This window comes from Halopseudomonas salina, assembly GCF_008641105.1.
The window spans coordinates 110069-122161 of sequence record NZ_VTTI01000005.1 but is presented as its reverse complement, the minus strand read 5'-3'; the positions used below and the strand labels follow the sequence as shown (position 1 = coordinate 122161).

General features: G+C 57.7%; 11 protein-coding genes. 5 read left to right on the top strand and 6 right to left on the bottom strand.

The window, feature by feature from the left end; all coding sequences use genetic code 11:
- Positions 1–27: 27 nt before the first annotated feature.
- Together ilvD and FZF01_RS09890 are read left to right on the top strand one after the other, a co-directional pair.
- Complete coding sequence (ilvD, locus tag FZF01_RS09895; protein ID WP_150278010.1) at positions 28–1866, top strand: dihydroxy-acid dehydratase; 1839 nt, start codon at positions 28–30, stop codon at positions 1864–1866.
- Positions 1867–2071: 205 nt separating this feature from the next.
- On the top strand, positions 2072–3745 hold the full coding sequence (locus FZF01_RS09890) for a putative bifunctional diguanylate cyclase/phosphodiesterase (protein ID WP_150278009.1): 1674 nt from the start codon (positions 2072–2074) through the stop codon (positions 3743–3745).
- Here FZF01_RS09890 and FZF01_RS09885 read toward each other — a convergent pair.
- From FZF01_RS09885 to FZF01_RS09870, 4 genes are read right to left on the bottom strand one after another with little or no spacing between them, the layout of a single operon-like run.
- On the bottom strand, positions 3718–4242 hold the full coding sequence (locus tag FZF01_RS09885) for a dihydrofolate reductase (protein WP_150278008.1): 525 nt from the start codon (positions 4240–4242) through the stop codon (positions 3718–3720). The genes FZF01_RS09890 and FZF01_RS09885 overlap by 28 nt on opposite strands.
- A complete protein-coding gene (locus FZF01_RS09880) occupies positions 4239–5033 on the bottom strand; it encodes a thymidylate synthase (protein ID WP_150278007.1) in 795 nt (264 codons plus the stop codon). The genes FZF01_RS09885 and FZF01_RS09880 overlap by 4 nt, the downstream gene beginning before the upstream one ends.
- Positions 5017–5823, bottom strand: coding sequence for a prolipoprotein diacylglyceryl transferase (gene lgt, locus FZF01_RS09875; protein WP_150278006.1), 807 nt, complete (start codon positions 5821–5823; stop codon positions 5017–5019). Before lgt ends, FZF01_RS09880 begins: the two co-directional genes overlap by 17 nt.
- Before the next feature lie 9 nt (positions 5824–5832).
- Positions 5833–6615 carry a sulfite exporter TauE/SafE family protein gene (locus FZF01_RS09870; protein WP_150278005.1) on the bottom strand — a complete coding sequence of 261 codons (783 nt, stop codon included), beginning with the start codon at positions 6613–6615 and terminating at the stop codon, positions 5833–5835.
- Positions 6616–6837: 222 nt separating this feature from the next.
- Between FZF01_RS09870 and FZF01_RS09865 the strand changes: the two genes are divergently transcribed.
- Positions 6838–7182 carry a DUF4397 domain-containing protein gene (locus FZF01_RS09865; RefSeq protein WP_188434457.1) on the top strand — a complete coding sequence of 115 codons (345 nt, stop codon included), beginning with the start codon at positions 6838–6840 and terminating at the stop codon, positions 7180–7182.
- Positions 7183–7348: 166 nt separating this feature from the next.
- The gene (locus FZF01_RS09860; RefSeq protein ID WP_150278003.1) at positions 7349–8098 is read left to right on the top strand and encodes an NRDE family protein; all 750 of its coding nucleotides are present in this window, start codon (positions 7349–7351) and stop codon (positions 8096–8098) included.
- Here the strand turns inward: FZF01_RS09860 and ptsP are convergent.
- Together ptsP and FZF01_RS09850 are read right to left on the bottom strand one after the other, a co-directional pair.
- On the bottom strand, positions 8095–10362 hold the full coding sequence (ptsP, locus tag FZF01_RS09855; protein ID WP_150278002.1) for a phosphoenolpyruvate--protein phosphotransferase: 2268 nt from the start codon (positions 10360–10362) through the stop codon (positions 8095–8097). The genes FZF01_RS09860 and ptsP overlap by 4 nt on opposite strands.
- A 2-nt stretch (positions 10363–10364) precedes the next feature.
- Positions 10365–10853, bottom strand: coding sequence for an RNA pyrophosphohydrolase (locus FZF01_RS09850; protein ID WP_150278001.1), 489 nt, complete (start codon positions 10851–10853; stop codon positions 10365–10367).
- A 157-nt stretch (positions 10854–11010) separates the two neighbouring features.
- Between FZF01_RS09850 and FZF01_RS09845 the strand changes: the two genes are divergently transcribed.
- Complete coding sequence (locus tag FZF01_RS09845) at positions 11011–11667, top strand: histidinol-phosphatase (RefSeq protein ID WP_150278194.1); 657 nt, start codon at positions 11011–11013, stop codon at positions 11665–11667.
- Positions 11668–12093: the final 426 nt, after the last annotated feature.

Genomic DNA, 12093 nt, shown 5'->3' with positions numbered 1-12093 from the left:
GATTGCCAAGCCAACGAGATTGCCGTCATGCCCGATTACCGCTCGAAAACCTCTACCTTCGGTCGCAACATGGCTGGTGCACGCGCCCTGTGGCGTGCAACCGGCATGAAGGATGAAGACTTCAAGAAACCGATTATCGCGGTAGCCAACTCCTTTACGCAGTTCGTACCTGGCCACGTCCACTTGAAAGACATGGGCCAACTGGTCGCGCGCGAGATCGAAAAAGCCGGCGGCGTTGCCAAGGAATTCAATACCATTGCCGTTGATGACGGCATCGCGATGGGCCATGACGGCATGCTCTATTCCCTGCCATCGCGTGAGATCATCGCCGACTCAGTGGAGTATATGGTCAACGCCCACTGCGCCGATGCCATTGTCTGCATTTCCAACTGCGACAAGATCACCCCCGGTATGCTGATGGCCGCCCTGCGCCTCAACGTACCAGTCGTATTCGTTTCCGGCGGGCCGATGGAAGCCGGCAAGACCAAACTGGCCAGCCATGGCCTGGATCTGGTCGATGCTATGGTTATCGCCGCCGATGAAACTGCCAGCGACGAAAAGGTCGCCGAGTATGAGCGCAGCGCCTGTCCCACCTGCGGCTCCTGCTCTGGCATGTTCACCGCCAACTCGATGAACTGCCTGGCCGAAGCGCTGGGCCTGGCCCTGCCAGGCAACGGCTCCACGCTCGCGACACACAGCGACCGTGAGCAGCTGTTTCTACAGGCAGGCCGCACCATTGTTGATCTGTGCCAGCGATACTACGGCGATGGCGACGAAAGCGTGCTGCCCCGCAATATCGCCAGTTTTGATGCGTTTGAAAACGCGATGACCCTGGACATCGCCATGGGCGGATCGACCAACACTATTTTGCACCTGCTGGCGATTGCTCAGGAGGGTGAGATCGAGTTTGACCTGCGTGACATCGACCGGCTGTCACGCAAGGTGCCACAGTTATGCAAGGTAGCCCCGAACATTCAGAAGTACCACATGGAAGACGTGCACCGCGCCGGAGGCATTTTCAGCATCCTCGGCTCCCTGGCACGCGGTGGTCTGCTGCATACCCAGGTACCTACTGTGCACAGCGCCAGCATGGAGGAAGCCATTGCGAAATGGGATATCACGGTTACCGACGACGAAGCAGTGCATACCTTCTTTCGCGCCGGCCCGGCCGGCATCCCGACCCAGACTGCATTCAGCCAGTCCACCCGCTGGGACACCCTTGACCTGGACCGCGAAGGCGGCTGTATCCGCAGCGTAGAACATGCCTACTCCCAGGAAGGCGGCCTCGCTGTGCTATACGGCAACATCGCCCTGGATGGCTGCGTGGTGAAGACAGCCGGGGTAGATGAGTCCATCCATGTGTTCGAAGGCAACGCAAAAATCTTCGAAAGTCAGGACAGCGCTGTAAAAGGCATTCTCGCTGACGAAGTAAAGCCCGGCGATATCGTGATCATTCGGTACGAAGGTCCCAAAGGCGGACCCGGCATGCAGGAAATGCTCTACCCCACCAGCTACCTTAAATCCAAGGGGCTTGGCAAGGACTGCGCCTTGCTGACTGACGGTCGTTTTTCAGGCGGCACCTCCGGCCTGTCAATCGGCCATGCCTCCCCCGAGGCTGCCGCTGGCGGCGCGATTGGTCTGGTACGCGATGGCGACAAGGTGCTCATCGATATTCCCAACCGCAGCATCAATCTGCTGGTCAGTGATGAAGAGCTTTCCCATCGCCGCATTGAGCAGGACAAAAAAGGCTGGAAACCGGTTGAGAAGCGTCCGCGCAAAATAACTACTGCACTTAAAGCCTATGCACTGCTGGCAACAAGTGCGGACAAAGGTGCCGTGCGCGACAAGGCAATGCTGGACGGGTGAGCATTAGTAGCGCCAGCGATACGACATGACGCACAGGCAGCATCTGAAAGCGTCAATGAACCGGACGGTCAGCGAGATTGTCTTACCATCTGTCGGACAGAGCGTCCTTTCGCAACTCAACATTGAGCCAGGGAAGGACTGCGGCGGTAAAATCATTCGACTAATGGCTAAATGATATAAGCAAAAAGAGACCGGGCGCAGACAGATGGACACAGTCGAACACAGGGCACTGCTGGTAGAAGCGGACCCGGACAAGCGTGAGCATTTGCTTGCACTTCTACGGAGCCTTGACGAACTTGTGCTGGAAATTGAAGTCTGCAACCGCCCCAAAGAAGCCTCCCATCGACTGGCCAACGGTGACTTTCGCTATTGCCTGATCCCCGAAGACCTTGCTTTACTGCAAGAAGTTCGTCGTGTTTCCCAGCCCACCCTGACCCTGATGATCCGTGATGATGACTCCCCGGAAACCGACAGTCAGGCTATCAGGGACGGCGCCGATGAGGTCTTGTTGCGGCGGAGCATTACAACAACGGGTTTGCAGCGGGCACTCCGCCACGCTGGTTGGCGCCGCCAGAGCGGTGGCAAGCTTGCGCAGCAGGCCAAACAGGACCCGCTGACCGGGCTGGGCAATCGGGCCATGCTCGAAGAGGAGTTGGACCGCCTGCTACTGCGCAGCAAGCGCAGCCATACCAGTTTCGCGCTGCTGTATATCGATCTGGATTATTTCAAACAGATCAACGACAGCTTCGGTCATGGCCTTGGCGACCTGTTGCTTGCCGTCATTGCCAACCGCTTGCGTCGCAGTATGCGTGATGTCGATCTGATTACCCGGATTGGCGGGGACGAGTTCGTAGCCTTGCTTAACGATTTACACGACGCCAATGATGCCGCGCTGATTGCGAGCAAGATCATTCATGCGCTGAGTGAGCCCATCACCCTGAACGGCCATCATCTGCTCATTTCTGCCAGTGTCGGTATTGCCACACATCCGCAACACGGGGCAACCGCGCAGGAGCTCCTCTCCCACGCCGATCAGGCGCTGTACCGGGCCAAGGCAGGCGGACGTAACGGCTATCGCTTCTACAGCCCCGAGGAAGACGCTGAAACCCAGCACAACCTGGACATAGAACAGGGCCTGCGCCACGGTTTGCTGGAGGGCCAGTTCCGGCTGCACTACCAACCCATCGTGGATACCCGAAACGGGCATACCGTAGCCTGGGAAGCACTGTTGCGCTGGCAACACCCGCAACTGGGCATGTTGACGCCGGATGGATTTCTGCGCCTGGCAGAGCACAGCGGCCTTATATTACCCATGGGGCACTGGGTCATCAGCCAGGCCCTGGGGGCCGTCAAACAATGGCGCGATGCAGGGATTGATTGTCGATTGTCGATCAATCTCAGCGACCGCGAGCTGAAACAACCGCGCTTCACCGATCAGCTCAGACAGCTTCTCAGCAAACATCGTATAAGCCCTGGCGTGGTCCAGCTGGAGCTCCGCGAAGACGCCCTATTGAAGCATGCCGGACAGGCTGAAACCTTATGCCGGAACCTGGCAGCGCTCGGAGTGGACATCTGGCTGGACCATTTTGGTGAGGAGTACGGTGCCCTGGGCTATCTGGCTCGACTGCCGATCAAGGGTATCAAGCTGGACGCCCGTCAGCTGTCGAGGGATTCTGACGATCGCGCCAACTACCTGAAGAACCTGGTAACCCTGTCGCGCGGGATGGGTAAGCAGACAGTCGCCAATTACGTTGAGAACGCGCACAGTGCCGATCAGCTATCCAACTGGGGAGGCGATTTTCTCCAGGGCTTCTGGATCGGTCGACCGCGCCCCCTTGAGGACGTGATTGGTCAGCCCCTGAGCCTGTCCAGAACCTGATAGGAATGCGCGGGATAACTATCCGAACCTAGTACATCCCGCTTCTCCAGCAACTCCCAGTCATCCGCGTCAATCGGAGGGAACCAGGCATCCCCTTCCGGCTCGGCTTCAACCAGAGTCAGATACAACCTGTCAGCGCGCTCCAGCATTTGCCGATACAGGGTCTCACCGCCGATCACCATTACCTCTTCAACGCCATCCAGCACCGCCTGTCGAGAGGCCTGCTGCATGGCCGCATCAATGGTTGTCTGGACCGAAGCACCCGGGATCTGTAACCCCTGCCTGTTGCTGATCACGATATTGGTGCGACCCGGCAGCGGCCGCCCAAGAGAATCAAAGGTCTTGCGCCCCATCACAATGGGCTTGCCCCAGGTCACGCTGCGAAAGTATTTGAGATCTTCCGGCAGATGCCAGGGCAACTTGTTGTCACGGCCGATGACCCGATTCAGACCCATGGCCGCAATCATGGCAATACGCGGGCTGGAGGCATCGCTCATACAGCCACCGGCGCCTTGATATGGGGATGTGCCTGGTAGTTTTCCAAAGCAAAATCCTCTGCGGTGAAAGCAAACAGATCCGTCACTCCGGTATTCAGACGCATGGTCGCCAGCGGAAAAGGCTCGCGACTGAGCTGCAGATCTGCCTGCTCCAGATGATTGGCATACAGGTGACAGTCGCCGCCAGTCCAGACGAAATCGCCCGGCTGCAGGCCGCAAACCTGAGCAACCATCAGGGTAAGCAGTGCGTAGCTGGCAATATTGAATGGCACGCCCAGAAAGATATCGGCCGAACGCTGATACAACTGGCAACTCAGCTTGCCGTCTGCCACGTAGAACTGGAACAAGGCATGACAAGGCGGCAGCGCCATTTCATCGACCAGTGCCGGGTTCCAGGCAGAAACGATCAGGCGACGGGAATCCGGATTGCTGCGGATCATCTCCAGCAACTTGCTGATCTGGTCGATAGACTCACCACTGGGCGCCGGCCAAGAGCGCCACTGGTAGCCGTACACCGGCCCCAGGTCCCCATTCTCGTCTGCCCAGTCGTCCCAGATGGAGACGCCATTGCGCTTGAGATAGGCGATATTGGTGTCGCCCTGCAGAAACCACAACAGTTCATGAATAATCGACTTGAGGTGGCACTTCTTGGTGGTCACCAGAGGGAAGCCCTCAGCCAGATCAAAGCGCATCTGGTGGCCGAACACGCTGTAGGTGCCGGTACCGGTACGATCACTCTTGAAGGTTCCTTTCTCGCGCACGTGGCGCATCAGATCAAGATACTGTTTCACGCTTGGCACCCTCATTACGGTAGGCCCACACCATCAGCGCAGCCCCAATCAGAATCATCGGCAGCGACAATAGCTGCCCCATGGTCAGCCAGCCAAAAGCCAGATAACCGATATGTGCGTCCGGCTCACGGAAAAATTCGACGAAGAACCGGAAGGCGCCATAGCAGACACCAAACAGCCCGCTCACAGCCATCGTTGGTCGCGGCTTGCTCGAGTACAACCAGAGAATGATAAACAGCGCCACGCCTTCCAGCGCGAACTGATACAGCTGCGACGGATGCCTGGCCAGTTGCAGCGGGTCGGTCGGGAAGATCATCGCCCAGGGAACATCGGTGGCCTTACCCCAGAGCTCCGCATTTATAAAGTTACCAATGCGTCCAGCTCCCAGCCCTATCGGCACCAGCGGGGCGACGAAGTCCATCAGTTCGAAAAAACGCTTATCGGTGCGGCGTGCAAACCACCAGACCGCCAGCAAAACGCCTAACAGCCCGCCGTGAAAGGACATTCCGCCCTTCCAGACCTGTAACACCAGCAAGGGGTTTTCCAGATAGGACTGCAAGTCGTAGAACAGAATGTAGCCCAGTCGCCCGCCGGCCATCACCCCTAGCGCGACCCAGAACACCAGGTCAGACAGAGTCTCTTTGGTCCACGTGGAGTCGAAGGACTTCAGTCGGCGGCTGGCTAGCCACCAGGCCCCCCCAATGCCTACCAGGTACATCAGACCGTACCAGTGAATCTGTAACGGACCCAGCGAAATTGCTACCGGATCGATCTGCGGATAAGCCAGCATGACGGTTCCCTACATCAAGAAATTGATACCCACGCACAACAATAAAAGCGCAAAAAGTCGCTTGAGCAGTCGCTGTGACAGGCGATGGGCCAACCGCGCGCCGAAGCCAGCAGACAGCATACTGGTGGCAGCGATACCTATCACGGCCGGCAGATACACGTAACCCAAGCTCCACTCCGGGCGCGGCTCGATGGCCCAGCCAGTGACGATAAAACTGATAGCACCGGCAATCGCAATCGTTAACCCGCAGGCAGAGGATGTGGCGACCGCCTGTTGCATGGGTACGCTACGCCAGACCAGAAAGGGTACCGTAAGACTGCCGCCGCCAATACCGAAAATAGCCGATGCCCAGCCAATAAAACCACCGGCCAGAGTCAGACCGGGCTTACCCGGAACATCCAGGGCAGCCTTTGGTCTGAGCTCAAAGGCCATCTGCGCAGCCACACAAATAGCAAACACACCGATGATTTTCTGTAGCAAGGGACCAGCCAGCGTCGCCGCTGTCAGCGCGCCAAGGGCGGTGCCGAAAACAATACCCAGGGTCATCCAAACGAATAAATGCCAACGAACCGCACCTTTGAGGTGGTGCGCGCGTATGGCATTGATCGATGTGAATGCGATAGTAGCGAGCGACGTACCCACCGCCATATGCGTCAGAACATCCGGAGAAAACCCCTGAACTGCAAAGCTGTAAACCAGTACCGGCACGATAATCATACCGCCACCCACACCAAACAGCCCGGCGAGCACACCGGCAAAACCGCCCAGAACGAGATAGACCAGAAACTCCACAACACCCCCGGCTGTTTTGAATTTGTAGCCCCGCGTTGCGGGCCCGCTAGTGTAGCTGAAATATGTGTTTCAAGCCTGCCCCGACCGCAGTAGACGGCGGCTACAAGATCAGGGAGTAGGCCGAGAAGCCGCACACCTATACACAGAAAAACACGAACACGCCTTTTGTATAACTTGTAGATGGTTTTTGTATGGGTATTGATCTTTATTCGGTTGTGGCCTTTGCCTAAATCCTGCTCCCGGGTCGGGAGCCTTGAGGACGACCTGACTCCAGCAACTGGCGACAACGCCAAGATTCGGGTCATCCACGCCGCCCCCGATGCGCCCAATGTGGACGTTCTCGCCAACGACACAGTCCTTCAACCGCTGGAGAACGTCCCCTACTTCACCGCCTCGAGCTATCTGACCGTGCCAGCGGGAAGCTATGACCTTAAGGTGAATATTACTGCGACACCCACCACGGTGATCGATCTCCCGGCAACGGCATTGAACGCTGGCAGCATCTATACCGTCATCGCTACCGATGTACTCCCTGCACCACTCACACCGGTGCCGATTGTTGACTGACGCCTGCCGGTAATATCCCTGCGGCAGTGCGATGAAAGGCCGATCTGAAAAGATCGGCCTTTTTTCCATGCGTATGGAAATCAGGAAATACCTACAGATCGGAAATTCCGATTTCCGCCACCAGACAAAAAGCCGCTAGACTTGGCATCCACACAAGGAGACGCCAATGTGTCTGATGGCTTTTGCCTGGCAGGTGGGTGAATACCCGCTGACGTTACTGGGCAATCGAGACGAGTTTCATGCCCGCCCCACCCATGAGGCGGGCTTCTGGGTTGAGGAAAAACTGCCGGATCTGCTCGCCGGCAAGGATCTCGACGCCGGCGGCACCTGGCTGGGAGTAACCCGGAGCCAGCGATTTGCCGCTCTGACCAATATCCGTGCACCGATTGCAAAGGCTGCACCGCGCTCGCGTGGCGGGCTGGCGTTGAACTACCTGGCATCGGATATTGCACCAGGTGAGTATCTGGAGCAGTTGGTCGCCGAAGCAGATGAGTATGGCGGCTTCAACCTGATCATTGGCGATGCGCAGCAGCTCTGGTATTTCAATAGCCACGATAAACAGGCGATCCTGGTCAGTCCGGGGATATATGGGTTGTCCAACGGCAATCTGGACAGTGACTGGCCGAAGCAGAGATGCCTGCGCGACGGCCTTGCAGCAGACCCTGATGGTAAGCCGGTGGAGTTGCTCGAGCTACTGGCCAACAACCGTATTTATCCTGACGCCGAACTGCCTGACACCGGCATCCGCCTGGAGCTCGAGCGCGCCCTTTCCGCTGCTTTTATTATCGGCAAGGAATACGGCACACGGGCCAGCACCTTTGTGCGACTGGGCAGAGAGGGCGAGATTGAATTTTTGGAGAGACGCTACGGCTCGATGGGAGTGATGCTCGGCGAGTCATCATGGCAGCTGGATTAGCGGCCCTGCCGTAGTACCCGCTCCAGGCCCATGTTGCGCAGGGCCAGGTGCAGCGTGCTTTGCACCAGATAGGGGTTATCCAGCTCAATCACTTCGTCGAGCAAAGCCTTGGCGTCGGACAGACTGATCTGGCGTAGCAGCCATTTCACCTTGGGCAGATTGGTCGCGTTCATGGACAGCACATCACAGCCCATGGCCATCAATAACACAGCAGAAGCCGGGTCGCCGGCCATCTCGCCACACACGCTCATGGGTTTGCCCGCGTCACGGCAGGCTGCTGCCACCTTGAGAAGCGCTTGCAACACTGCTGGATGCAATGAGTGATACAGATCCGCCACACGAGGGTTGTTACGATCGACCGCGAGCAGATATTGCGTGAGATCGTTGGTACCCACCGAGAGAAAATCCACCATCTGAATCAGCTCTCGGGCCTGGTACACGGCAGCTGGCACTTCGATCATCACACCTACTGGCGGCATGGGCACCGCAACACCTTCGTCGCAGACTTCACTGTGCGCCCGGTGTATCAGGTGCAATGCTTCCTCGACTTCATACACACTGCTGATCATGGGCAGCATGATGCGCAGGTTGTTCAGACCACGACTGGCCTTGAGCATGGCTCTGGTCTGCAACAGAAAGATTTCGGGATGGTCCAAGGTGACCCGGATGCCCCGCCAACCAAGAAACGGGTTGTCTTCCTTGATTGGAAAATAGGTAAGCGCTTTGTCGCCGCCGATATCCAGGCTGCGCATGGTGACCGGTAGAGGATGAAAAGCCTCGAGCTGCTCCCGATAGGTAGCCTGCTGTTCCTTTTCACTAGGAAAGCGGTCCTGAATCATGAACGGCACTTCGGTACGATACAGACCCACACCCTCTGCGCCGCGATCAAGCGATCGCGCCACATCGGCCAGCAAACCGGTATTGACCCACAGTGGCATGCGATGACCATCGGTGGTCACACAGGGCACTTCCTTGAGTTTTTCCAGGCCCTGGGTCAGTTCGAGCTCTTCACGCACCAGTTCCAGGTAATGCCGGCGCAACTCTGCCGACGGACTGGCGTACACCTCACCGTGATTACCGTCGATGATCAGTTCCAGACCGTCCATGCGGGTGTAGGGCAGATCAATTGCGCCCATTACCGTAGGGATGCCCATGGCCCGAGCCAGGATAGCCACGTGGGAGCTGCCCGAACCCAAAACCGACACCAGGCCTACCAGTTTATCCTTCGGCACCTCGCCCAGCATGACAGGCGACAGTTCTTCGCTGACGAGAATCGTGTGCTCCGGGAATACCAGTTCCTGCTTTCCCGCCTCCTGAAGGTAGGCAAGAATGCGTCGACCCAGGTCTTTGACGTCCGAGGCACGTTCACGCAGGTACGGATCATCCATCATCTCGAAACGCCCGACATGGGAGCTGACGACCTCGCGCAGCGCCCCCTGGGCCCATTGACCCGTGCGGATGACGTTGACTACTTCGTTACCCAGCGCGGCGTCTTCAAGCATCATCTGATAGACATCGAACAGTGCCAGCTCTTCCGGGCGCAACTGGGTCGAAAGCCGGGCGGACAGGTCCTGCATGTCCTGGCGTACTGTCGCCACAGCGCTACGAAACAGCTCGATCTCGGCGTCTATATCCTTGACGGTCTTGTCTGGTACGGCTTTTAGATCAGCCGGGGGCAGAATCACCACGGCCTGGCCTATGGCAACGCCGGGCGCCCCGGGCACTGCATCGAAGCGGGTGTCCTGCACCGGCTCGCCGCCCCAACCCAGGCCGCGGATGGAGCCGGTCGCTTCGGCATGGGCAATGACTCCAGCGAGCTGAGCGCTCATGGTAACGAGGAAAGACTCCTCCGACTCGTCAAACTGGCGCCGCTCTTTCTGCTGCACCACCAGTACACCCATTACCCGCCGGTGGTGAATGATTGGCGCTCCAAGAAAGGAGGCGAAGCGCTCTTCGCCGGTTTCGGCGAAGTAGCGGAATTTGGGGTGGGACGCGGCATCCTCAAGGTTGACCGGCTCTTCGCGGGCACCGACAAAACCGATAAGACCTTCGTTATTGGCCAGACTGACGGCGCCTACGGCATCCTTGTTGAGACCTTCGGTGGCCATAAGGACATAGCGGGAGGTGACCGGATCAAGCAGGTAGACCGAACAGACTTCCGTGCCCATGGCCTCGCGCACGCGCTGGACAATAATATCCAGGGCCGTCGTCAGGTCCCGCGCCGCGTTGACCTCCTGCACTATGCGGCGCAGGGTATTGAGCATGCTCAAAACTGCACCAGTTCCAGAGGCAACCTAGGTGCCAATTCCTTCATCGCACGGCGATAGACGTCACGCTTGAACGCAACCACCTGACCGAGGGGGTACCAGTAACTGACCCAGCGCCAGCCATCGAACTCGGGCTTGGGTGTCTTGGTCATGCAAACGCGTTGCTCGTCAGCCGTCAGGCGTAGCAAAAACCACTTCTGCTTCTGTCCTACACAAATGGGTTGCGAGTGACTGCGGATCAGCCGCTGCGGCAAGCGGTAACGCAACCAGCCACGCGTACAGGCGAGAATCTCGACATCTTCGGGCATGAGCCCGACTTCTTCATGGAGTTCTCGATACAGGGCCTGTTCAGGTGTTTCATTGCGCTGTATCCCGCCCTGGGGAAACTGCCAGGCATCCTGACCGATACGGCGTGCCCACAGCACCTGCCCTGACCCGTTGGTCAGGATGATGCCTACATTGGGACGGAAGCCATCAGGGTCAATCACTGCCTTGTTCCTTGTTTGATGATCCACTGCATTGTTCCACAAAGACGCGCGGCGCAGCAATTGCATAGTTGAAACAACTTGACTCCACAGCCCAAGCTTTTGTCTACAGTCTGGATTATCCTTGCAGGCTGCCATTCCAATCACCCGGGAGTACACCGTGCCACTGGCTATTTTTGATCTCGACAATACGCTGCTGGGCGGCGACAGCGACCACAGCTGGGGCGAGTTCATCGTCCAGAACAATATTGTTGATGCGCAGGCCTATCAGGCGCAAAACGACAGATTCTTCAATGATTATCTAGCCGGCCGGCTGGATATCGAGATCTATCTCAATTTCTGTCTGCAGCTGCTTGCCGAGCATCCTCAAGCCCAGCTCGATGAATGGCATGGCCGCTTTATGGCGGAGATGATCGAGCCGATCATTCTGCCTCAGGCTCTAACGCTGATCGACAAGCACCGTCAGGCGGGCGATACGCTGATGATCATCACGGCGACCAACCGTTTCATTACCGGCCCAATCGCTGCGCGCCTGGGTATCGATATTCTTTTGGCTACCGAATGCGAAACTGCCGAGGGTCGCTATACCGGACGAACTACGGATATCCCTTGTTTCCGTGAGGGCAAGGTAACCCGGCTCGAGCGCTGGCTGGTGGAGAACGAGGAGAGTCTGGACGGCAGTTATTTCTACAGTGATTCACATAATGACCTGCCGCTGCTGAGCATGGTGGATCACCCTGTGGCGGTCGATCCTGACGATACCTTGCGTGAGCATGCGCAAAAGCATGGGTGGCCGGTGTTGAGTTTGCGGGGCTGATGAAAATCGGTTTGTTCAGCTGAGTCGAAGTTCATCGCTCCCAGCCTGGCGGGGTTCCGAAAGACGCCGTGAATCCGTCCATGGAGGCTTGGCGGCAGTCCCGACCGCCAGGGATGGCGGAAGTGTCGATTATGCAGGAGCAATTATCGACCTGTTTCAGACACTTTCTCCACCCCGACAGGCTGTGCGCTCAACCGGCAATTCTCACCCCGGTCATTCTCGCGAAGACGGGAATCCATTTTGATCTTCGCGCAGCGAACGACAGCGATCTGTGATCGCTGGCCGGGCCGGCTTTTCCAGAGTCGATATGTCGACAGCCTCGGCGTCTGCGAGCTCCCAGCCTGGCAGGGTTCCGAAAGCCGCCGTGAATCCATCCATGGAGGCTTGTCAGAAACGTCCCTGTTTAAGACACTTTCTCCACCCCGC

Bases quoted from the DNA above. Each gene is read 5' to 3' on its own strand.
- FZF01_RS09885 (WP_150278008.1), bottom strand. From the start codon at position 4,242: ATGAGCGATGCCTCCAGCCCGCGTATTGCCATGATTGCGGCCATGGGT.
- FZF01_RS09860 (WP_150278003.1), top strand. From the start codon at position 7,349: ATGTGTCTGATGGCTTTTGCCTGGCAGGTGGGTGAATACCCGCTGACG.
- lgt (WP_150278006.1), bottom strand. From the start codon at position 5,823: ATGCTGGCTTATCCGCAGATCGATCCGGTAGCAATTTCGCTGGGTCCG.
- FZF01_RS09890 (WP_150278009.1), top strand. From the start codon at position 2,072: ATGGACACAGTCGAACACAGGGCACTGCTGGTAGAAGCGGACCCGGAC.
- ptsP (WP_150278002.1), bottom strand. From the start codon at position 10,362: ATGCTCAATACCCTGCGCCGCATAGTGCAGGAGGTCAACGCGGCGCGG.
- ilvD (WP_150278010.1), top strand. From the start codon at position 28: ATGCCCGATTACCGCTCGAAAACCTCTACCTTCGGTCGCAACATGGCT.